This window comes from Pseudoalteromonas mucoides, from assembly GCF_049257175.1.
GTDB lineage: Bacteria > Pseudomonadota > Gammaproteobacteria > Enterobacterales > Alteromonadaceae > Pseudoalteromonas.
Genome location: NZ_JBMMUC010000004.1, coordinates 15235 through 39119, shown reverse-complemented (window position 1 = coordinate 39119; position 23885 = coordinate 15235). Strand labels below are relative to the sequence as shown.

At 36.2% G+C, this 23885-nt stretch carries 21 protein-coding genes; 4 read left to right on the top strand and 17 right to left on the bottom strand.

The features are described from left to right. The 4 genes from AAEU30_RS05270 to AAEU30_RS05255 are packed head-to-tail and all read left to right on the top strand — an operon-like array spanning window position 1 to window position 3888. Window positions 1–990 carry a hypothetical protein gene (locus AAEU30_RS05270; RefSeq protein WP_421959631.1) on the top strand — a complete coding sequence of 330 codons (990 nt, stop codon included), beginning with the start codon at window positions 1–3 and terminating at the stop codon, window positions 988–990. Between the two features lie 7 nt (window positions 991–997). After that, on the top strand, window positions 998–1657 hold the full coding sequence (locus AAEU30_RS05265) for a class I SAM-dependent methyltransferase (protein WP_421959630.1): 660 nt from the start codon (window positions 998–1000) through the stop codon (window positions 1655–1657). Continuing rightward, window positions 1650–3002, top strand: a complete 1353-nt coding sequence (locus tag AAEU30_RS05260) for a sulfotransferase (RefSeq protein WP_421959629.1) — start codon at window positions 1650–1652, stop codon at window positions 3000–3002. Before AAEU30_RS05265 ends, AAEU30_RS05260 begins: the two co-directional genes overlap by 8 nt. Next, window positions 2974–3888 (top strand): glycosyltransferase, encoded by a 915-nt coding sequence (locus AAEU30_RS05255; protein WP_421959628.1) that lies wholly within the window; start codon window positions 2974–2976, stop codon window positions 3886–3888. The genes AAEU30_RS05260 and AAEU30_RS05255 overlap by 29 nt, the downstream gene beginning before the upstream one ends. A 14-nt stretch (window positions 3889–3902) precedes the next feature. On the opposite strand, the gene AAEU30_RS05250 is transcribed toward AAEU30_RS05255, so the two are convergent. The 17 genes from AAEU30_RS05250 to AAEU30_RS05170 form a co-directional block, all read right to left on the bottom strand. Continuing rightward, window positions 3903–5087 carry a glycosyltransferase family A protein gene (locus tag AAEU30_RS05250; protein ID WP_421959627.1) on the bottom strand — a complete coding sequence of 395 codons (1185 nt, stop codon included), beginning with the start codon at window positions 5085–5087 and terminating at the stop codon, window positions 3903–3905. A 6-nt stretch (window positions 5088–5093) separates the two neighbouring features. Beyond that, window positions 5094–6236, bottom strand: coding sequence for a class I SAM-dependent methyltransferase (locus AAEU30_RS05245; RefSeq protein ID WP_421959626.1), 1143 nt, complete (start codon window positions 6234–6236; stop codon window positions 5094–5096). A 7-nt stretch (window positions 6237–6243) separates the two neighbouring features. Then, window positions 6244–7452: a capsular polysaccharide export protein, LipB/KpsS family gene (locus AAEU30_RS05240; protein ID WP_421959625.1), complete on the bottom strand. Its 1209-nt coding sequence runs from the start codon at window positions 7450–7452 to the stop codon at window positions 6244–6246. Then, window positions 7452–8648 (bottom strand): UDP-galactopyranose mutase, encoded by a 1197-nt coding sequence (glf, locus tag AAEU30_RS05235; RefSeq protein WP_421959624.1) that lies wholly within the window; start codon window positions 8646–8648, stop codon window positions 7452–7454. Before glf ends, AAEU30_RS05240 begins: the two co-directional genes overlap by 1 nt. Then, entirely contained in the window at window positions 8641–9609 is a 969-nt protein-coding gene (locus AAEU30_RS05230) for a glycosyltransferase family 2 protein (protein WP_421959623.1), read from the bottom strand. The genes glf and AAEU30_RS05230 overlap by 8 nt, the downstream gene beginning before the upstream one ends. A 168-nt stretch (window positions 9610–9777) precedes the next feature. Further along, window positions 9778–11874: a motility associated factor glycosyltransferase family protein gene (locus tag AAEU30_RS05225; RefSeq protein WP_421959622.1), complete on the bottom strand. Its 2097-nt coding sequence runs from the start codon at window positions 11872–11874 to the stop codon at window positions 9778–9780. 7 nt (window positions 11875–11881) lie between these two features. Then, on the bottom strand, window positions 11882–12178 hold the full coding sequence (locus AAEU30_RS05220) for a hypothetical protein (RefSeq protein ID WP_421959621.1): 297 nt from the start codon (window positions 12176–12178) through the stop codon (window positions 11882–11884). Next, window positions 12168–12590, bottom strand: coding sequence for a flagellar export chaperone FliS (fliS, locus tag AAEU30_RS05215; RefSeq protein WP_002959405.1), 423 nt, complete (start codon window positions 12588–12590; stop codon window positions 12168–12170). The genes AAEU30_RS05220 and fliS overlap by 11 nt, the downstream gene beginning before the upstream one ends. A 43-nt stretch (window positions 12591–12633) precedes the next feature. Continuing rightward, window positions 12634–14034 carry a flagellar filament capping protein FliD gene (gene fliD, locus AAEU30_RS05210; RefSeq protein WP_421959620.1) on the bottom strand — a complete coding sequence of 467 codons (1401 nt, stop codon included), beginning with the start codon at window positions 14032–14034 and terminating at the stop codon, window positions 12634–12636. A 27-nt stretch (window positions 14035–14061) separates the two neighbouring features. Further along, on the bottom strand, window positions 14062–14481 hold the full coding sequence (locus AAEU30_RS05205) for a flagellar protein FlaG (RefSeq protein WP_421959619.1): 420 nt from the start codon (window positions 14479–14481) through the stop codon (window positions 14062–14064). A gap of 86 nt (window positions 14482–14567) precedes the next feature. Further along, entirely contained in the window at window positions 14568–15533 is a 966-nt protein-coding gene (locus tag AAEU30_RS05200; protein ID WP_421959618.1) for a flagellin N-terminal helical domain-containing protein, read from the bottom strand. A 164-nt stretch (window positions 15534–15697) separates the two neighbouring features. Next, the gene (locus AAEU30_RS05195) at window positions 15698–16684 is read right to left on the bottom strand and encodes a flagellin N-terminal helical domain-containing protein (protein ID WP_421959617.1); all 987 of its coding nucleotides are present in this window, start codon (window positions 16682–16684) and stop codon (window positions 15698–15700) included. Window positions 16685–17119: 435 nt separating this feature from the next. Beyond that, the gene (locus AAEU30_RS05190) at window positions 17120–18085 is read right to left on the bottom strand and encodes a flagellin N-terminal helical domain-containing protein (RefSeq protein ID WP_421959616.1); all 966 of its coding nucleotides are present in this window, start codon (window positions 18083–18085) and stop codon (window positions 17120–17122) included. A 349-nt stretch (window positions 18086–18434) separates the two neighbouring features. Next, window positions 18435–19667: a flagellar hook-associated protein FlgL gene (flgL, locus tag AAEU30_RS05185; protein ID WP_421959615.1), complete on the bottom strand. Its 1233-nt coding sequence runs from the start codon at window positions 19665–19667 to the stop codon at window positions 18435–18437. Window positions 19668–19669: 2 nt separating this feature from the next. Continuing rightward, window positions 19670–21682 (bottom strand): flagellar hook-associated protein FlgK, encoded by a 2013-nt coding sequence (flgK, locus tag AAEU30_RS05180; protein ID WP_421959614.1) that lies wholly within the window; start codon window positions 21680–21682, stop codon window positions 19670–19672. Window position 21683: 1 nt separating this feature from the next. Beyond that, window positions 21684–22658, bottom strand: a complete 975-nt coding sequence (gene flgJ, locus AAEU30_RS05175; RefSeq protein WP_421959613.1) for a flagellar assembly peptidoglycan hydrolase FlgJ — start codon at window positions 22656–22658, stop codon at window positions 21684–21686. A gap of 127 nt (window positions 22659–22785) precedes the next feature. Then, on the bottom strand, window positions 22786–23880 hold the full coding sequence (locus tag AAEU30_RS05170) for a flagellar basal body P-ring protein FlgI (RefSeq protein WP_421959612.1): 1095 nt from the start codon (window positions 23878–23880) through the stop codon (window positions 22786–22788). Between the last annotated feature and the right edge of the window lie 5 nt (window positions 23881–23885).

Sequence of the window (23885 nt, the reverse complement as noted above, 5' to 3'; positions counted from 1 at the left end):
ATGAAAAGCCTATCTTTCAAAACTAAAACATATCGAAGGTATGCACCTTTTTTATTTAAATCATATGGTATGTTGTCAAGATTAAGCATACTACTTGGTCAATATAAGAATATTAGTCATAAGCAGTTACAAGAAATCAAGTGGGATAGATTTCTTTCGAGAATGTTCTTAAAGGAGTCTAATATTTTAAAAGGCGAAGAATTTAAGGATTTTGATCATATTACAACCAAAGGTGATATTGCATATATCCTTGGGTGTGGCGCAAGCATAAATGAGTTATCGGATAAAAATTGGTCACAAATAAAAGAAAACTATTCAATCGGTGTAAATTATTTCTATAACCACCATTTTAGTCCTGACATACATATTGTAGAACTAGGTAAATCTAGTGAAGCTTTCCGCTTAATTGAAAGCAAACTAATAAATAATTCTACAAGGCATAATGAATCTGTGCTTGTCCATATACGCCACCTGCTACAGAACCAAAATAGCTTAGAGCCTAATAATGCCTCTAGGATTAAGTTCTATTCCCCTTTGGTACTCAAATCTAGAGAAGAAAAATTTATAGAATCCTATTTAAAAAGACACTTCTTAGATAATAATCACCCGTTGATTCATCATGCTTCTAATTTAGACTGCGCTATACATTTTGCTTGTAAATTGGGATATAAAGACATTCGACTTTTGGGTGTAGATCTTGGGAATAGCGACTATTTTTGGAATCAACAAGATGACGAAGAGGGCATATACTCCGGAGTAAGAGAGGCTGTTCGCAGAGACTATGAAATAGCTCAATGGAATCAAAATATAACAAAAATCCATGCCAGTGCCGATAGAAAGATCACTGAGAAGTTAAATTGCTTAGATATAGTTACATATATCAATCTTATCGATAGAGTGGTGTTAAAGCCAAATGGGATAAAATTAAGTGTTTGTAATGAACAATCACTTTTATCAGATTACATCGCTACATCTTCAATTGAAAGTTAGGAAAATTATGGCAGATTCAAAGGATTACATTTTCAAAAATACTAATGGCAAACTAGACTTTATTGGTAATTTTGAAGGCTTTTATCAAGCAGATGAAGACCCTTGGTGCCAAAGTGGCCAAGGTGATATGGCAAGATACTATCAAAAATCAAGACAGAGAATTCTCAATAAAATTGATAATAAAGAAGAAAAAAGCTTAATTATAGAAGTTGGCTGTGGTTTAGGACATTTTACAAACCAAATAAAAGTTCACCACCCGACATCAGAAGTCTTTGGTGTAGACTTAAGTCAAACAGCTATAACTAAAGCTCAAAAGTTATTTTCTGACCCTAACTTTTTCGTTTGCAACGCAAAGGAATTGTCTTCACAGTTTTCTAGAAAAACTGTGGATGTTGTAATTTTGAACCAGTTATTGTGGTATATAGTCGACGATATAGAAGAAACTCTTGCTTCTATTAGAGCTGTTCTTAAGCAAAATGGCTTACTTATTATCTCAAACGCCTTCGCTAGAGAACAAAAGTATGGGCTCGAAAAATTACCATATTTTGATGGAACTCAGCGCTTCTTAGCAAATATGAATGAATGGCAACTTATAAGCGCAGAGTATTATGATGATAATGAAACTCATACTGATGGTCACTTCCAAATGAGACCTTTGCATGAATAAAATTAATGAGCCTCATTTTTTATTTTTTAGCTTAGGCCGCTGTGGTACTACCTTGTTCCAATCTATTGTTAACAGTCATCCTAGCCTCCATTTAAGTGATGAAGTTCACTGGTTTCCACATATGAAAAGTGCAGGACTTCAATACCACCGTTTTTTTGAGGTTGATGATATTTCAGCCCAACACTTACCAGCACTTTCATTGTGGTGGCAAGCTATAAAAGCATCCCACTCAATATTGTTTGATGATGTTAAAAGTAAAAAGTGGGGGCTTCAATTTATCGGCACAAGGAATATACCATACATAAAGGATTTAATAGCTCTCTACCCAAAAGCTAGAGTAATCTTGCTTTTGAGAGATCCCAGAGATCTTCATTTATCCCTATTGAGTACAGGTATTGGTCATTACAACTCTGGAAAAGATTTACTTAACATTACTAAAGTTGTAGAGGAAAGTGGAAATCCGTACACAACAATACAATATGAGCAGCTTTGCTCAATTCCTGAGCAAACCTTAAGAAAGTTATCAAATTTTTTAAATGTTAGTTATTTCCAGAGTATGTTGATCCCACTTTCGAAACGAATATCACATGCTCAAGATACTGCTATGAGTGAAGAGCAAGGAGTACATAAAAAAAATACATCTGTACTCTCTAAATGGAAAACTAAAATTCCATCCATAGATCTAGCATTACAAAACTACCAATTTAATTATGTTAAAGAACTTGGCTATGAAGTATATGAAGATACCGCTTATCTGAGACTTCCCACAAGTATAGCTGAAATACACTTTATTTGTTGTGGTGCCGAAATAGAAAAAAAATCTACAACGCATACTTTAAGATTAAAATCTCTTGGTTGTATTTGCCTTATTTTTGACAAAAGTATTCAAGGCCTATCAAAAAACGAAGCAACATTAGAGTACAAAGGAAAAGAAATAAAAGGCAAAGTATTTGAAAATATAATAACTTTTGATCTAAGGGTAGAAAGTAATGATCTTAGAGTTAATAAAGTAGAACATTCAAACAACAAAGGAGCTCATAGCTTTCTAGACCTAATCCCCTTTAAAAAAGATAAAAGCTACTATTTATATAGTGCTGGTAGTGAAACTCTTCATTGTTTAAATGATTACTATCTAAAGGAAACACTTCCATTAAAAGGAGTTATTGATTTATCTCCTACTAAGAAAAATGATTCAAGGTTTGAACTACCAATTTTATCACCGCACCTTCTCACCCCTGACAGTGATATAGTATTAATAACAACAACATACCATTACTTCTTTGCACGTAAAATGTTGGAAGAATTAGGCTTTACCTATGACAAAAACATCTTCTATATCCCATAAGTATACAATTGTAATATGTACAAGAAATAGGGTTAAGTATCTATCAAAAACGGTAGAGCAGTTACTAACATTAATTAACCAATCTAATGAATCAAAACTATTAATAGTCAATAATAACTCAACAGATAACACGGCTTCATATATAAAGTTTATTAGTGAAAAAAATGAAAAAATTGATTCTATAAATTGTACTGAGGTTGGTTTAGGCAATGCAAGAAATGCAGCTATAAGTCATTGTGACACAGAATGGATTGTCTACCTCGATGATGATGCTCTGGTAGCTGATGATTGGCTTATTCAACTTAATCGCATTGCAAGTTCTTATCCGTTTGATGCTTTTGGGGGCTTATACACTCCTTGGTATGCCGAAGGAAAAAAAGCATGGTTTTATGATGAATTTGAAACCAACGTACACATGTTTCCAAAAGATGAGTCTGAAGGTATATTAAAAACTTCATATTTTTCTGGAGGTATTGCAGCTTACAAACTTTTACCTTTGAAGTCTGTTGGTGGCTTTCCTACTGACATAGGTATGAGTAATAATAAAATTAGCTATGGTGAAGAAATACATACTCAAAGAAACTTAGCTATGGCTGGATATAAACTTGGGTTTAGTAAACTATGGAAAATGATACATCTTACACCTTTGAAAAAACAGTCTATAGTATGGTCATGGAAAAAACAGTTTGCCTTGGGAAGAGATTTCTGGGAAATATACAATAAGAAAAAAGATTATGAAAACTTAAAGAGATATTCTATTCAAAAATTACATAAACTCTCTCCTTACGAGGATTTTAAAAAGTTTAGAAGCTGTAATGCATGTGTTTATAAAATGGCAAGTATTTCATTTGTATTTGGGTTATTTTTTGGCTACATGAGGAAATAATATATTTATTAGATTTAGAAATACTCTAATCTAGTTTTTGGCTGATAACTGCGAACATCAGCCGCCATACTTTCATGGTGAAGATCAGTTACAGTAATAACACATTTAACATCTTTGGTTAAGTCAGTATTTAAAACATCATACCCTAATACATTTACTGAATTATGTGAGGATATGCGCTTATATTTATCAATAACACACACGACTTCTATCCCACTTTTTACCATCTGCTGTTCAATGTACCGGCTATAGCTATTCCAACCAACTAAAATTACTTTATTAAAATCATTCTTTTTACAAAGCCTTAGTATTCTAGTGTATCTTTTCCTAAACAAATAATGAGCTCTAAACTCAGACATAAATTCAAATGGATAAAAAACAAAAGCCAACACTTCATATTTATTAATGTAAATCAATGATTTATTTGAAAATAATTTTTTAGGCAAAAGAATATTAAGCGCATATGCAGCCATAGCCTTAATACTAAAATAATTTTCTAGTTTTTTAATAAGTGAGCAGGAGAAATCATAAGCTAGACTTGTAGACACCTTCCCTTCTTCAGAACCATCTACATGCCTTAGAGTAAGGGCTTCTTCTATGAATAAAACGTCATCACAGTTGCTTAAAGCGCGAATGGCAAAATCCCAATCTTGATGTCCTGTTAGGCTATCATCGAATCTTATAAGCTTTGCTAAATTACTTTTGATACAAATACAGCTAGATTGAATGCCTGACTTTCCTTGATTACTAATGAAAGTATATTCAGCTACAGACTGATCCTTACAAATTCCTTTAACTGGCAAAGGTTCTCGAGCTTTGCCTGCTATGACATTTCGATATTGGTTATAAAAAAATTGACATTGAGGATTATTTACATGTAATGACCTTATTCTATCGAGTTTATCTATTTCCCACTCATCATCAGAGTCCAAAAAGCAAATAAATTCAGCCTTAGCGTTATTAATACCTACGTTGCGCGCATATGCACCATTAACATTGTTTGGGTAAGTTATCAGTCTAACATTTATCTCAGCATAGTTTTTTATTAAACACTGTATCTTTTTAGTATATTGCAGTTCAGAGCCATCATTTATGATTATTACCTCTTCAGGTTTATATGTTTGAGAAGCAACTGAATTTAAGGCCCTCTCAAGCTCTAACACCCTATTAAATACTGGAATTACAACAGAGAATAGCATACTTGCCTATAATTCCTTTTTTCTACCAAGTAATAAAGAGAATACACCACTATTACCTCTTTCTATTTTTCCGGTCTTGTTATCCAGCTGCATAAACTCATCGATAACTTCAAAACCACAAGATGTTAAAAGGCCACAGATTTCTTCGCTTGTGTAATGCTTTACATGGAAAGGAAACATATGTTTATCAAAAGGCATATATGTCTCATTAGGTGTTGAAACAATTAATAGCCCACCCGGCCTTAAAAGTTGAAAGTATCTATTTAATAACCATTTATCAAAAGTGATATGTTCAATTGTTTCAAAAGATACAATTACATCAAAACTTTCATTGTCTACTTCTGACCACGTTTTGACATCTTCACATAAATACTTAATTTTCTCATGCTGATAATATTCTTTTGCATAGTCAATAGCTCCAGAATCTACATCTACAGATGTTACACTGGCATCTAGCGAGTTTGCCAAAATCCAAGAGCCGTAACCAATTCCGCATGCTAAATCAAGAATATTTAGCGTTGCATTTTTTTTAAGCGACAACTTGTTCTTCAGAAAGTCAGCTGCAAATTCATATCTATTGAGGTGGTCAGGTCTAATATTATCCAATGAGGTTGATATTTGACGTTCACCTTTATTCATTGTTTTATTAGCAATAGCGTTCAAGCAGCCAGCATTAGAAGTAACTTGCACATCAGTAAAGCCAACTCTCTCTAACAAAAACTTCAATCTTGCTTTAGAATAGCAAGAGTGAAAGCTATCCAACAATTTGTTGTCATAATTTTCTAGCATAGGATTAGTGTTAGGCTGCTCTCCAAAAATCCCTTTAATGCTGCTACTTGCTGCAGAATGTGGATTACGGATTTCGGCTTCCTTCCAAGTAGCCTCCTGCCATAAGCTGACTACATAATTAAAATCAGGGACATTTAACTCTAAAGTACCACCAATATTCAGTGCATTATGGAGATCATTTAGACACGAATCAGCTTCCATGTTAGTTAAATATTGTAAATGATTATCACTTATTATTTCCCCACAATTTGAGATACTTTTCGACACATGCCATGCTAGTGTTGTGAACAATTCAGTAGATTCATTTTTTATAATTGTAACCTTACTTCTTGAAGCATATTGTATAGTGATTGAATTCATTTTTAGCTCAACGTATTCCAGTAAAATTTGTAAACCTATCTAAATACTCAGCAGTGAATCGAGCATCTTTTATGTTTTTTTGTCTGCTTAGCATAGCAGCTACAACATCCTCCATCGTTGCAGATTTATGATTTAATAAACACTCGCCCTCAACAATTACCTTCTTTCCAAAAAGCACTGCTTCGAATAAGACCCCTGAGTTAATTCCATGTACAAAAGAAGAGTTTACGATTAATTCCTTTGTATCTAAATTAGAAAGGGTTCCATGGTTAAAACGATACTTATTTTTATACATATCTCTTGGGTGAGCTTTAAAAATCAATTTTTTTTGTGGATAAAGCTTTTCTATAAAATCTATAAATTCTTGCATTCCTGATTTAAATCTAGAGTAATTTTGTAGGTTAGAGTCTGACTCGATTTGCAATGGCACAAAAACATAGTCTTCATTATTGCCTTTATAACCCTTAAAAAAATGTTCACGCACAGTTTTCATAACTTTATAATCATGCTTATCAACCCAACTTAAATCATCATTTAATAATTGTGAGTTATAGTTAACGCCTCTTTTATCAAAATAGTAATTTTCATGTTGAGGAAAGTGACCGCATTCTGAATATGTAATCAATAAGCCTAGGCTGCTAATTTTAGACTTTAAACTTAAAAAATGAGGAGTTTCACCATTCCATAGAATAATAGCCTTAGCACTTTTTAATTCTTCTTCAGAAACGTACTCCATTGGATGCCTTGAAACTAAATGCACACCCTGAATATTTAACCATTGATAAAAGTTTCCCAGCCACTTTGTTAAAGGAAATTTAGAACCAACCGAAAAAAACAAAGCATAATCAGATGTAATTTTTCTCTCATGATTAAAACAATGTGTTTTGTTATTGAAAACCTGAACATCATTAGAAACATCTATAAAACTAACAAGAGTATTAAAGTGTGCATTAAATTTATCTATTAACTGAATCTGATAAACGTCAGATCCTAAAACTATATTTTCTGAAAGGTTGGAATCAAACTGCTCAAAACCTAAAACAGAAACACCATACTGTTTATCATGACGATGAGGTGTATTGAGGTCTAAAATTACATGTGGGCGAGGTAACGTAGTATTTTCTAATAACTTTAAAAAACACTCAGTAAACCCTCCAGTACCTACAAGTACATAGCTATCTGGAAGGTCATTAATACTAATTGATGTTAAGTACATCAGAGCCTCTCCTTCAGTATACTAAATGTATCTAGAGAGTTCTTTACCGCATCATCCATATTAAAATATTTGTACTGAGCTAAGCGCCCTACTAACGTTAAATTTTTATACTTTTTTAATTTTTTCAAATACTTTTTATGCAAAAGCTCATTTTCGTCATTAAAAATAGGGTAATAAGGAATATTTTTACTAGGATTTTCTCTGTTATAGTCTTGCGGGTATTCTTTGACAATTGTGCTGCCAACGCTCAGATTCGATTGCTCTTCTGGCATTATATGCTTAAATTCAGTTATTCTGGTAAACGCCTCGTCATTAGGGTAGTTTACGGTAGTAGTTGGTTGAAATTTTTCACAACTATGATGTTCAAACTTAAATTTGAGAGAGCGATAAGGAAGCTCCCCTAAAGTAAAATCAAAAAGCTCATCTAACATTCCAGTATAAATAATTGGGTCATTAAAGGGCTTACCATCAAATATAATAGTATTTTCACTAAATTTTAGCGAGAGAAGGTTTGTAGCATCTACACTGTTATCTACTTTAATATTTCCATGTGCCAATAGATTTTCAACTAATCCAGTATAACCATTTAAAGGGACTGCTTGGTATTTATCGTGAAAGTACCTATTATCTCTTGAAATTACAACAGGCACTCTAGCTGTTACTTCTGGAGAGATTTCGTCAGGATTACAGCCCCATTGTTTACATGTATAATTTAAAAATAGCTTGTTATATATAAATTCAGATAGTTTTTTTAATTCTAAGTCATCTGTCCTTAATAACTCTAAAATTGGTACTTTTGCTCCAAACTCATACCTTTCGAGCAAACGGCTAATAAGCTCTTTAGCATGACTTTCTGGAAAGAAGGCATCTATTGAGTTTAGGTTAAATGGAACGGGAGCTAATTTTCCATCAATAAAACCTAGAACTTGATGCTCATATGGGTGCCATTCAGTAAATTTATTTAAGTAGCTCCAAACATCTTCATGGCTAGTATGAAATAAATGTGGTCCATATTGGTGAATTCTAATGCCATTTTCATCTAATTTATCGTAACAATTCCCACCAATATGAGCTCTTTTTTCAAGAACTAAAACACGAAACCCTTTTTGTGAAGCGAACCTTTCAGCCATTACAGCACCAGAAAAGCCAGCGCCAATAACTAATACATCATACTCTCTGCCTTTCCAACTAAACATTACTATCACACACCAGTTCGGGGAATAATTTTTGTAAAACTAGTTCAGGATACTCTCTGTTAGCGAAAGCAAAAATATGTCTTTCATCAAAAAATATTGCTTGCTGACCTACTGGTCCTACATATTGTTGAAAACACACAAAATCATGAAGCTTTAAAAAATACAACGCTGCTGCAAACTGATGATGTGCAATACCTTTATCAATTACTTCTTGAGCAACTCCAAATTTTCTCGCGTTTTTGACGGCTAAGATTTGATCATTCATAGATTGAACCCTTCTCTCTGGGTTTCTTCTTGTTTGACCACCAAAACTTTGGTTGTGAATTCTATATCGCCCATAAACTTTATCTATAAAGTCAACTGAGCCACCGATATATAGTACGTTTAATATATGCCATGGATAATCTAAGATAATTTTACAGCTCTCTTCAATAGCATTTAACAAGCTTCCATGCCGGCGGAAAATAATTGAGCTTGCATTTGCAAAACAACCAAACTTTATGAAGTGCTCCACCGTCGCACGTTGAGGCACGTATTTAGCATTGTAAAAGCCTTTTGAATATAAGCCTAGTGTATCACCAGTATCTGAATCAAATACCTCAGCTTCATGGTATGCCAATGCACATGAAGTGTTATCATCCATATAGTCAACTAATCCTTGTAGTTTCCCTGGTAATGCAACATCGTCACCATCTAGGTAAGCTATATATTCACCAGTTACAAGTTGAAGTAGCTCTTTTTGAGTTTTTGCTAACCCCAAATTTGAGCTATTTTTTATGACTTTTAAGTTTGTGTATTCTTTAGAATGCTTTTCTAATAGTCCCCATGTCCCATCACTTGAACAGTCATCTATACAAATAACTTCAAATGAAAATGAAGTAACCTGTTCTAGCACTCCAAACAAACACTCACTTATATATTTTTCAAGATTATACGCAGGTATAATAACACTTAATTTCAAAAAGCTATTCTCCAATAAACCTTACCATTATAAGCTTTAAATTTAAAAAATTTACTTTATAAAAAATAGCAAGGTATGACTTAAAAGATAAAAATATCTTTATGATTACTATAGTAAAGTTATCAACATTTCAAAAAGGCATATTAATAATATCAGATTTTCACTGATTTATTTCCTCATATGATCATAAAAAGCCCAGTCACACTTCGCCATAGGTTCACTCTTTAAATGCTCAATGATTTCGGATAAATACGCTTTCCAAAGCTCATTAACTTGCGCATAAACACTTAGGCAATCAACTTCACTTTTGTACTTATACAATACAGTAACCATCGGGCAGTGATAATAAAGTAAACTACCTTTAAATATTTGAAAAATATGGCTGTATATGCTTCCTCTAAAAGAGTAAAGATATCTCTGTTGCCTTTTAATTAATTCGTTAGCTTCTTCGATTGTTGAAAAATCAGATTTTGCCAACCCAAGAAGCTCTTCCCCAACTTCTATGGCTTTATCGATAAGTACATCACTCTCTTTAATATTTTTTATAGGCAGTAACTTAAAATTTTCCTTGATTTCATTGATGTACTTCTCTTTCTCTAAATCACCGTGTAGCTCCATAAGATCTTCGACATATGTTTCATTAGCCCCTTTGATAACAGCTCCATTACCAACATTGTATATGGAAGCACCTGGTTTATACTCTATAAGATCTTCGAGTTGCTTCACTGAAGTAGCGTAAATGCTGTTACTTTTAACTGTTTTATTAAAATTACCTGGAAGAAGGTGTTCACCTACTTTTGTTGGAAAGTATCTAAACTCAGTCTTTTTTTCGTAATTGTAGATACTGTATTTCGAATGATGCTCAGTTTCTACAACACCATTATCAACACCAAAGAGATATATATCTTTGAAGCCAAAGCATAAGGCAAAAGATAGTCCTGCATTTGCAACATTTGGATTCGAAAATGGAGCCGTCATATAGCTACCTAATCCATGTAATGCTAGCATTATATTTATAAAATCAGTTGCAGCCTCATTCCCTTTCAATGCAAGACCAGCCCATTTATACAAATCGACTGTATCAGGGTATACAGTATTCAGTGCCAATAAGTTTAGTTCTTTGAAAACATTTAAGCTAGCCATATCAAGTACAGCTTGATAGTTTCTATATGGGCGTTCAACTAATATATGAAAATCAGCTTTAATACCCATACTGGTTAATGAGCCAAGAGCCGTACCACAGGCAAAAATAATTGCCTTTTTATGATTGTTTTTTAAAAACTCTTCTGCTTCATCAAGTGAAGGTCCATTACCTACAATAAACACGGGGATTTTTTTTAATGAATCAATTTTTGTTGCTTGAGCATCAAAGAATGATGTATTTTTTTTCAATAACTGAAATGAATGCGCTAAACCAGTAATTGCGTCGTTGTAGAAACCGAATCCAAATTGGAAGCGGAAATAATCTGAATAAAACTTCGCCATTAAAGCTGATAAAGTTTCATCCTTGTAATGTTGGAAACAAAAACTACGTACGATAGAATACGCACCAACATCTTCGACAATTGAATTTAAATCATTTATTAGCTCTTGTTCTGTAGAGCCTATATGCAAAAACAAACAATTTCGATTTTCATCAACTTTTTGAATAATAGAAAACCAATCTATGCAATAAAGGCTAGCATAAAAGACTTCAAAATCAGGCTCTACAATGAACATATAATCAAACGTCGTATGCTCCATTAGCAACTCAATTTGATAACCTAAACCAAGCCCAAATAGTAATGCTGTTGGAAATGTATTCGGTAAACTTTCCAATAATTCAGGCTCGCCTTCAACCTTCATCTCGTGCATAAGCTTTCCTAAGCTTTGCATATATCTAATATGCAACCTCAAGTCTGTATTATTTGGGTTGTACTTAGTGTACTCAGTCAAAGTAAAAACTGGATTCTTGATTTCTTCTGACACCTGCTTCCGAACCTGCTCGATTGGGTCATCCCCATACAAAGGAGCTTCTTTATCCCGCGGCACAAAATTGCCGTGTCCAGACTTGGTGACATGAATACAAAAATCTTCGCGAGGTTGAAACTCTTGAAGAGCTTTAAAAACGTCTGGGTAATAATGTTCAAATGCAGCTAAGTTTTTTGTAAAGCGCTCATTCGCCTCTATAGCAAATTGCTGTTCTCTCAATTCATGGGCTTGCGCCTCAGAAAGCTTTTGTTCTATATCGTTTATTTGCTCTTGAAAATTCGGAGGAAGAGTCATTGATAGCCTACTTAAGCTGGTTATATAATCCAACTTTCTTTTTGTTTTTCATTAGATTAGAAAGGTTACTTTTACTTGAGTCTTTTGCGCCTTGAAGCTGTTGACACAGTGTAATAAGTTGTTGGTTCATCTCTTGTAATCGCACTTGCTCTAGCTGATTAAGTTTATGAGGCTGACTAAATACATCTTTTAATGAATTAAGAAAAAGCTCAAGCTGAGCCGTTGACTTTTCTATTTTCTGTTCAGCTACTTGTCGCTTTAATAAATTTAATTGGCCTTCTAATTGCTCTAGCTTAGCTTGCATGAGCACTGTTTTCAGCAAATGTTTGGTTGCGTACTTCGGCAGGAATGGCATCCCACGCTGATTTGATTTCTTTCAACAGATTAGATACTTCATCTACAATTTTCACATCATTGTGAATACTAGCATCAATTAAGCGCTCAATCATGTAAGAATATAGTGAAAATAAGTTTTCGGTTACTTCACCACCAACTTCAAAATCTAAACAATCACGTAATGCAGCAAGAATTGCAGATGCCTTTGATAGATGTTCACTTTTGGCCTCTAGATGTTTTTTATCAATCGCCACTTTTGCAAGTACCATTTTTTCAATAGCTCCCGCCATCAACATTTGAATAATTTCATAGCGATCAGCCCCTGCTACACGTGTTTTGAGGGCTTCTTTTTGGTAATTTTTTACTCTCGCGTTATACATGAGTCACCTATTTTGCGTGTTAAATATAATTAAAAAAGGTAAGTTAAGAGGATTTAGTAAATCCTGGCAAACTTGATAATTGTGCACTTAAATAGCTTTGTGTTGATTGCATTTGAGCTAGCAGTACATCTAAGCCCGCATACTGCTCACGTAAACGAGCTTCAAGTGATTCCATTCGATACTCATGATTAATCACATCATCTTCTAATTCATCTAATTGCTCGTTTAAACTATTTTCACGCTGCTTCATAATCCCATCTGAATCAACATAATTACTCAGCAAAGCTTCAAACTTAGTTGCTAGACCATTTTCACCCGCAAAAGCCTTACCAATATCATCGAAGTTTTCATCCATAGCTTCACTTAGACTACGAACTAAAGATGATTTTTCTAAGTATCCATCTTTATCAATACCTAAGCCAATATCAAAGATACTTGAAAAAGGACCAGCATCTGTTAATTCGGTAGAAAGAGTTCCTACTAATTGAGCATCAAATGAACGTATCGTTGAATCTCCATTGAGAGGTTTATCAACACGGGTCTGCAAACCTATTTGCCCTATTAGGTTATTGTAATTTGTAACTAACTCATCAACTAGTTTAGTCACACTACTTTTATCGTATTCAACTGACAATTTTGCTGTTTCATTATCCACACTTTTGCGCTTAGCAACAATTGTCATGTCCTGAACTGCATCTTTAAATGTATTGGTATCATTTGTAATAGATAAGCCATCGACTTTAATAACTGCACTGGTTGCTTCATCACCTGTTGCAATTGCGATTCCACCAGCCCCGCCGCCATTTGCAACTGTGGAAATATTATCGAGTTCAGCGTTATCATTAGTGATAACTAAATCGTTCCCTGCGCCACTTACGTTTGAGGTAAGTACAAGCTTTGCTTCAGTACCTGTATTAATGATATTCGCTGTAACACCAAAGTTATCATCAGAATCATTAATTGCATCACGTAAATCAGCAAGTGTTGCTCCTGCATCTAGGGTCAAGTCAAAACTATCATCTCCTGCTGCAAAGGATAATGTACCACCTGAAGCCGAAACCACATCATCTGTAGAAGAAAATAAACTGTCATTAGAAACTGCTCGACTTCCTTGAGCCAAAGCAACTACTTCGACATTGAAGTTTCCTGGTGTTATTTTTGATGTCGGAGTTACAGATATCAGGTCACCGTTATCACCAGTGGGTTGAGTGATATTCGCAATTCGCTTATCAAAGTTGTCTGGGTCTGCTAACTTCTCAATCGTTTCTTGAAGTTTTGACATAGCTGATTTTACTTCACCCAAAGACGATAATTCAACATTTAGCGACTCTTCTTTTGTGGCAAAAGCATTCATTTTAGGGGTATTTTCTGCAGCAACTGACGCCGAAATAATACTTTCTAAATCTAAACCAGAACCTATACCTGCAGATGTAATAAGTGGCATAACAATACTCCTAGTATATTAAAAACTTTAAGCCGTTTTATTAAACAATAAACCTTTATTGGTAAGTTTATCGGCAAATTCATCTAAAGCTTTAGCTACTTCACGAAACTCTTTAGTAGGGATCTCACGTATTACTTCATTACTTTGTTTATCTAGTACTTTAATAATTGGCGGATCACCCAACTCATCAAATTCAAATATCAAATTTGTTGCAGTAACTGGAATAAAGTCACTGAGTTTTTCTAAGTTATCTTTAACTTCAGCAATTAAGTCATTTTTATCCTGCTGCTCTTCTTTTCTAGTCTTATCGACATCTACCGTCTCCCTACCAGCAATTTCCGTGCCTTTATTCCGTTTATCTTCTTCTATTAGAGCTTTTACTTGGCCGGGTGTACTAGAAGAAGTAATGCCATCATTAGCCTTTTGCGTAGAATTAAAATCAATCATCACAATCCCCTTGGTTATAAGCTTAAGTATAAGCCACTATGAGAAAATTTGCTGCTTCGCTTAGTGGCTTATAAAACATTACTAAATTACCCTAGTAATGATAACGCAACTTGAGGACGTTGATTCGCTTGACTCAAGATTGACTGACTCGCTTGTTGCAAGATTTGCATCTTTGTTAAGTTTGCAGTTTCTTGAGCAAAATCAGTATCCTGAATACGTGAACGAGCTGCTGATAAGTTTTCAGAGATATTCGATTGATTACGGATCGTTGATTGGAAGCGGTTTTGAATTGCACCTAACTCCGCACGTTTTTTATCAACCACTGCTATCAACGAATCCATGCCCGCTAATACAGCTTGAGCTTTAGCTTGAGTTGATACACTGATATCACCGGCTGTAAACGTGGTGGCAAAATCTAACGACGCGGCTGTCGTTGTGCCATCGATAGCACTGATACCTTCAGCTAATTCTGCTAGTGTATTACCAGTAACACCCGCAGCTACACCTGCAATACCTGATAACGTAAAACCACCATTCGCTTCTACAGAATTCGTAGTTTCACCAACCGTTTGCATGCTGAAGTTAATTGTTTGTACTGCATCAGCACCTACTTGAAACTTAGCATCATAGGTACCGTCTAATAGATTTTGACCACCAAAGGTAGTATCCGCAGCAACTCGATTAACTTCTTCAGATAACGAACGAATTTCTTCTTGAACCGCTAATCGATCTTCATCCGTATTAGAACCATTTGAAGCTTGTTGAGCAAGAGTACGAATACGTTGAAACATTGATGTTACTTCATCAAGAGCGCCTTCAGCAGTTTGCGCTAATGAAATGCCATCGTTTGCATTTCGGTTACCCTGATTCAAGCCATTAACTTGGCTGGTTAAACGGTTTGCGATTTGCATACCTGCTGCATCATCTTTCGCACTATTAATACGAAAACCTGATGATAGGCGCTGGAATGAAGTATCGAGTGAATTACTCGATTTGCTTAGCTGTCTTTGTGCGTTCAATGAACTCACATTGGTATTTACATATAAAGCCATATTAGCCTCCGCTTTATCATTTTAATAGTAATACGGCGGGATACCCCTACCCTGCCATACTACCTGACTTAGAGTCCTAGATTTGTAGTTCTCTAAGTCTGTTATCGCCCGATAAAGTGAAAGCTTTAGTTTTATTTGTAAAATGTTTAACTTTTATTTAATTTTTAACCTTGTAATAAACTCAACGCTGCTTGTGGCCGTTGATTTGCTTGCCCTAAAATCGTTTGGCTCGCCTGTTGCAAAATTTGATTTTTAGTTAAAGCAGCTGTTTCTGCCGCGAAATCAGCATCTTTAATACGCGATTTAGCAGCTGATAGATTTTCAGAAATATTCGCTTGGTTACGAATTGTAGATTGAAAACGGTTTTGTACCGCACCTAGTTCTGCACGCTTTTTATCGACTACAGCGATAAGCGAATCCATTCCAGCCAATACTTTTTGTGCATTTACTTGTGTTGAAACACTAATTCCACCTGCTGTGAATACACTTGCAAAGCTAATTGAAGAACTAGATATACCAACTGAACCCGCAGTAGCTATAGTACTTATACCTGCTGCTAACACATCATAGTCTTTACCACCAACAGCAGCAGCAACTCCAGCAATACCTGAAAGAGTAAAGCCACCTGCTAAAGAGTTAGGAGTGCCAGCACTGTCAGCTCCAACTGTCTGCATACTAAAACTAATTGTTTGCACAGCGTCAGCACCGACCTGAAAACTAGCCGAATAGCTACCATCTAGTAAGTTCTGACCACCAAATGTAGTGTCGCTGGCAATACGGTTCACTTCTGCTGATAGTTGACGGATTTCTTCTTGAATTGCCAGTCTATCTTCATCTGTATTTGAACCGTTCGCAGCCTGTTGTGATAATGTACGAATTCGCTGAAATGAATTTGTAATTTCTTCTAATGCGCCCTCTGCAGTCTGCGCAAGAGAAATACCGTCGTTCGCATTACGATTACCTTGGTTCAAACCAAGTATTTGCGATTGAAGTCGATCAGAGATCTGTAAACCTGCAGCATCATCAGCTGCGCTATTTATACGTAGTCCTGACGACAAACGCTTAAATGACGTATCTAAGTCATTACCCGTATTTGTTAGCTGACGTTGTGCATTTAGTGCACTCACATTAGTATTTACATATAAAGCCATAAAAAACTCTCTTATTATCTGTCAAAATTAAGTCACCAGCTTAGCTAGTGATATTTGACAAAGTGACTCATTACAACGGCAAACTTTTATTGCCTGGGGCAAAAAACTGCCACTTTGCAGGTTATTTAAAAACTTAATAAGAGTAAGGCAAACTTTAGGCCAACTTTTTACGATCACGCATAAGAGCTGTATGTTGAAGATATACAATAAGAAAAGGCTCTAAATAAGAGCCTTTATAAAGATAAGTTTGAGAGCAGGTTTTTCAAAGCTAAAAATGGCATACTTTATGCTTTAAGCTTTGTGTTCTTACAAATGTTAGAACACTACCGGATTTTAAGCGCCTCCGCTTTATAATCCTTCAATAGCGCCTTTGTTAATACCCCATTAGACAAAGGCGCTTTCATTATCAGTCAATAAATTGACTCTTCCTAAAGATTAACCTAAAAGACTTAATGCAGCCTGTGGACGCTGATTTGCCTGGCTAAGAATTGTTTGGCTTGCCTGTTGTAAAATCTGCATCTTAGTTAAGTTAGCCGTTTCTTGAGCAAAGTCAGTGTCTTTAATACGAGATTGCGCAGCACTTAAGTTCTCTGAGATATTCGATTGGTTACGAATGGTAGATTGAAAACGATTTTGTACCGCACCTAGCTCTGCACGTTTTTTATCAACAACCGCTATCAAAGAATCCATGCCTGCTAGCACAGCTTGTGCATTAGCCTGTGTTGAAACGCTAATTTCACCCGCAGTAAACGTAGTAGCAAAATCTAACGATGCAGCTGTCGTTGTGCCGTCGATAGCACTAATACCTTCAGCAAGCTCTGCTAGTGTATTCCCTGTTACACCCGCAGCAACACCAGCAATACCTGATAACGTAAAACCACCATTAGCTTCTAAAGAATTCGTGGTCGCCCCCACTGTTTGCATGCTGAAGTCGATTGTTTGTACCGCATCAGCACCTACTTGGAATTTCGCATCGTAAGTTCCATCAAGTAAATTTTGACCACCGAAAGTCGTATCACCCGCAACACGGTTTACTTCAGCCGATAGTGAACGCATTTCTTCTTGAATTGCTAGACGATCTTCATCCGTATTAGAACCATTTGATGCTTGTTGAGCAAGTGTACGCATACGTTGGAACATTGATGTTACTTCATCAAGTGCGCCCTCAGCCGTTTGAGCTAATGAAATACCATCATTAGCGTTACGGTTACCTTGATCAAGGCCATTAATTTGTGACGTTAAACGGTCTGAAATTTGTAGACCCGCTGCGTCATCTTTCGCACTATTAATACGAAAACCTGACGATAAACGTTGGAATGATGTATCTAGTGAATTACCTGAATTCATTAATTGTCTTTGCGCGTTTAATGAACTAACATTTGTATTTACATATAAAGCCATGATTATCTCTCCCGAAGTAAACTTATCATTTACTCTCAAACTTACTTAAATTAAGCAGTGGCTGTTATTTACAACGCTTTGCTTGGTTAATTAAGTTATCGGTCTAACCCAAAAATCCTTTAGCTTTTTTTTAAAAAAAACAACTAAACTTAGCTAAACCATTGAAAATAAGACTCTTAAATTTAAAGAACTATTGTTTTTCACAAAATATAAAAGCTAATGAGCTACTTGTTAACACGTAAATCATTATTAATTTTTTTAGAGCAAGTTTATTTAAATCAGTGAGGTAGGTATAAAAAAGGTAAGTATAAGCAGAGTAAGGCAAGGTTTTGCCTTACTCTGAGGTTATTTATAAGTAATCAAATAAGGAAAGATTAGCCAGTCGACCAAAAGTTGCCTGTGATGCCTGTAAGGCCGTTTCTTGCTTTGTTAGCTCTGTAATCGCTTCGGCCATATCTAGTTCAACTAAATCGGCGCGAGACGCTTTATTGTTTATATCTAAATCGGCGTTTGATTGAGTAACTTTCTCAGTGGTATTTAACCTTCCGCCTAGGCCGGCTTGAGTTAAAGATACTTGATTTTTACTATTATCAATTTGTGTCATAGCATCTGCGAGAACTTGGTCGTAATCATCTTGGCTTATTGTTGAGTCTGTTAAACCAGCAATTAAGTCGTTCAAGGTATTTAATATATTCTCTTTTTTCGGTGCTTCTAGGGTAAAGTCTACTTGGCCAGTTGCTACAGGGCTGATATCTATTTCCATTCCCGCAAATTTGATTTGTGAGCCATCAAAACTGCCTGACTCAATCACTGTACCACCTTGCTCTACTTGGTAAGTATTTGGTGTACCTGCCGTTGTTACTATGTTGAATGTATTAGCCCCCGCAGCAGCACTAGGATCTGCATTGTAGTTTTCTTTATGAAAGTTATCAAATTCGCCTTGTTCACGCACATAAACTTTAGCACTAGTGATACCACCAGAAACTGTGGCGTCATTTGACTCTACATTTAAACGGGCATCAACTTTTTCAAAAACCTCAAAGCCATTATCACTTGATTTAACGTCAACACTGGCCGCTATCTTTATTTGATGCTGACCCTGATCGCCGTTATAAGTATATTTACCTGTTGAGGAATCAAATGAATAAGTTTGAGTATTATCTTGATAGCCCGAGAATATATACTTTCCATCTTCTGTTTTAGCATTCATTAAATCAAGTACGCTACTTTGGATGGCCTTTATCTCTTCAGCGATACCTTCACGGTCAATATCAGAATACGCACCATTCCCCGCCTGAATGGCAAGAGTATGCGCTTTTTCTAAAGAGCCTTTAATATTCTCAAGTACACTATCTTGAGTCGTAAGCCTACTAGTTAGCATAGTGATATTCTTGCTATACTGCTCGTTTGATTCAATACGGTCCGTATAAAGCAAAGCCCTTGCAGTTGCTGCTGGGTCGTCAGATGCACTGAGCACTTTTTTTTGCGTATTAACTTGCTCTTGTGCTTTGCTGACAGCTGACTGACTATTTAAAATTGAACTTAAGCCATTTTGATACATTAAATTATTTGATAAACGCATAATTACCTCGCAGCACTCAGAAGTGTGTCAAAAATTGTTCGGGCTGTTGAAAGCACTTGTGCAGATGCAGCATATGATTGTTGAAAACGCAGTAAATTAGCCGCTTCTTCATCTAAATTAACACCAGATAAAGATTCATACCAAGCTTCTGATTGTTGAGCGAGGGCATCAAATGCCGCCCCATTTGTCATTGCTTGATTGGTAACGACCCCAATGTCTGTTACTAACCCTGCGTACGCTTCATTAAAAGTTTTATGATTATCAGCAGTTGTTGAACTCACTACATTTTGACGGACCAACTCATCACTTTGTAATCCTGCAAGCATTAAACCATTACGATTATCATCAAAACCACCTTGATTAAATTCAAGTGTGAAAGTGTCCCCGACAGCAGGAGTCCCTTCTATATTAAAGTCAAATCCATAAGCATCATAAGGTGCGCCAGCTTGTGAAAGTAAACCTTCAGCTGGTGGTGTAATAGTAAATGTGGTCGAGCCATTGCTATCTGTTAGGGTGTACTCGTTGGTATTCGCGGTTTTAACTATACTCATTTCACCATTAGCAAGGCTTGGCGGTGATACAATAAAGCCACCTGACGTAACACTACTCACAGTCCCTAAAGATATATTTGCACTGCCCGTGTTATTAATATCATCTGCAGTTCTGATTGGTGACGCTAATGCTAATGCATCTGGGCGGTTAGTTGCTAATTCTAAACTAGAAGCTGCTTGTGAATTTAGTTTTAGTTGAAATTGGTCACCAGCATTAGGAGTACCATTGACATTAATCTGTAAGCCAAACAAATCAATAGGTGGAGTCAAAGTGTTGGTTGTTGAGTCAATTACACCACCCGAAATAGTCGCTGTAGTTGCACTACCTAGTGGCTCACCTTTATTATCCACTGGCTGAATTTCAACTGTATTAGCCGCCGTATAGGTAATAATAAAGTCACTGGCTGGCAACTCACTACCTTTGCCAGGTTCAACTGTAGCTGACATTGTTGCATTACCAGTATTAGCTTGGTAATTAAATGCATCAACTGTAGGAATTGTAAAAATATCACCTCCTAGATCACCATTGCCATCCATGCCTAGTTTATTTTGCTCATTAAAGGCATCAGCTAAGGCCAGGCCCATTTGGCCAAGCTGGTTTTGTGCAGGAACTAAAATGTCATCTCGAAAAGCTAGCAAACCACCGATTTTACCTTTCAAAGAACTCACGTCCACTTCAAGCGGCACAGCTTTGCCGCCATTAACATCCAAGTGAAGCTCTTTAAAATTTGGATCTGGGTCACCGGTCATTGAAAACAGATTAAATGTGCCATCTTGCATAACTAATGACTCCCCCGTACCCATAAACAGTAATTTTTCACCATTAGGGCCATCTAACGTTTCAATATCAACCAGCTCGGATAATTCACGAATAGCCAAGTCCCGTTGATTATATATAGCACTAGACTCACCTTCACTACTTGTTCCATGTACGGCTGCAACTTGCTTATTTAGCGAACTAATATTTTGCACTAAAGTATTTGCCTCATCAGCAAAAATTTCTAGCTGCTCATTAACAACGTTTTTTTGGTCAAATACAATGCCTGATAACCTGTCCATCTGCTCAATAAGATTTTGTGCATCAGTCATCACCAGTGAACGTGTAACAGAAGATGAGGGCTGATTAAGGCTTTCTTGTACATTATTAAATAACGAATTAATACTACTCGACAAGCTATTCGATTCTTCTGAAAAAAGTGTATCTACACGACTAGCTTCTGTAACAAATTGATCAAAAAAAGCTTTATTTGAGGTATCTCTATTTAATTGTTTTTGTGCAAACTCGTTGAGCAATCGATATGTTTCACCACGACCGACTTGATTATCGATCATAGTTGTAAATTCTGTTCGCTCTCTTACATAACCTTCTGTATTTACATTGGCAATATTTTTACTGGTTGTTTGCAGCAATTCAGAGTTAGCACGAACCCCTGAGCTTGCAATGTCAAATAGATTAAACGACATCTTAGTTTACTCCTTGGCGAACCAATGTTGCAGCCAATGTTTTAAGCTCAGTACGATTAAGTACTTGCTTGATCTTGTCGGCATAATTGGGATCTGTTGCATAGCCTGCTTTTTGTAATGAATCTAAAAAGGCGGCAGGTTTTGCTGTATTTTCGAGGGCTTCTTGATAGCGTGGGTTTTCATTTAAAAAATCAACAAAATCGTTCACACTATCTTTAATGGATTCGTACGCTCTGAAGCTCGCTTGCTTTTTAACTGGCATACCTTGTTCAAATTCCAGCGTTACTTTACTGGCTTTATCACCTTGCCAACTGCGGTCAGATTTAATATTGAAGAGGTTATTACTGCTGCTGCCATCTGCTTTATTAATAATATGCTTACCCCAACCGGTCTCAAGCGCAGCTTGTGCAACCATTACTGCTGGGTTCAAGCCAATTTTTTCAGCGGCCGTTTTAGCATGTTCCCATACAGTGCTAATAAATGACTCAACATCATCAAAGTTATTACTTTGTTTTGCTGTATTATCTGCTTTTGTTGTAGGCACAACCTCTGCTGACTCTGTATTTTTTATGGTGCCGTTAGCACGTTTATCACTGGTGAAATCATCAACTGAACGCAGCACAGAGCCTGGCATAAACTCTTTACCATCAGGCGATAATTGTTGCACAATTAAATCCGCAAGCCCTAATGACCCATTAGATGACAACTCCACAGAGAGCTGTTGGTCATGCATTTCTTCAAAAAACTTTACTCCGCTTGAATTAAACGGGCTGTCTTTGTCTTCAAACGCTTCATTGGCTTTACGCATACTTTTTAACAGCATTTGTGTGAAAATAGATTCAAATTGTGCCGCGGCTTTTTGTAAGGCTTCTTTTGACGCGTCACTTGAGGCATCACTTTTTAAAGCACTTTGACGTAGAGAGTCTAAGTTGCCTAAATCAAAAAAGTTTTGCTTATCGAGGTGATTGGTATCCATCAGCTTTTTGACACAATAATTAATAATAAAATTAACAATGCAATAATTAAGCCAAATAAATTATAACAAGGAAGTAGCAATGAGAGGAGCTAGACTCTAGTTATCCAGAGCCTAGTAAATTAAAAAACTAAATGACCACCAACTGGCCGTTAATTGCGCCTGCTTCTTTAAGGGCTTCAAGTATCGCCATTAAGTCACCCGGGGCTGCGCCCACTTCGTTAATTGCACGTACTAAGTCATCTAAGCTGACACCCGGGTTAAACACAAAGGCACGAGAATCATCTTCATCAACATCGATAATGCTTTGGTTGGTGACTACGGTCTCGCCTTCGCTAAATGCATTTGGCTGAGACACATTTTGTTGCTCAGCAATTGTAACTGTTAGGCCACCATGGGTTATTGCTGCTGGTTGTAGCTTCACATTCTTACCTATTACTATGGTACCTGTTCGAGAATTGACAATAATTTTTGCAGAAGTATCTGCTGGTTTAAATTCTAGATTCTCAAGGGTTGATAAATAAGAAACACGCTGTGAAGCATCCCGCGGGGCTATTACACGAATTGATGCCGCATCAATTGCTTGGGCGCTATCCGGGCCAACTAAATTATTGATTGTTTGCTCTAAACGTTTTGCCGTTGTGAAATCAGGACGGTTTAAATTAAAGGTAATGTAATCACCTTGCATAAATGGGCTTTTAATTGCTCGCTCAATTATTGCGCCATTTGGAATACGGCCAACCGTGGGTGTGTTGATCACAACCCGACTGCCATCAGCGCCTTCTGCGCCTAAACCGCCTACAATCAAACTACCTTGTGCTATTGCATAGGTATTACCATCAACCCCTTTGAGGAAGGTTTGTAATAAGGTACCACCGCGTAAACTGCCCGCACTACCGATTGATGATACCGTGATATCGATCATTTGCCCTGGCTTTCTAAAAGGCGGGAGCTCTGCATGCACAGCAACGGCAGCCACATTTTTAATTTTTGGCTTTAAACTACTATCCATTGTGATGCCAAAACTATTAAGCATGGCTTTAAAACTTTGTTCAGTGTATCGACTTTGCTCACCGGTGCCAGGCAAACCAACGACCAAACCATAACCAACAAGCTGATTTGAACGAACACCTTCGACCATAGAAACATCTTTAATACGCTCAGCAGCGGCAGTTAAGTGCCAGCCAAGCAAACAAATACCAATAAATACCTTAAAACCATTCATATTCA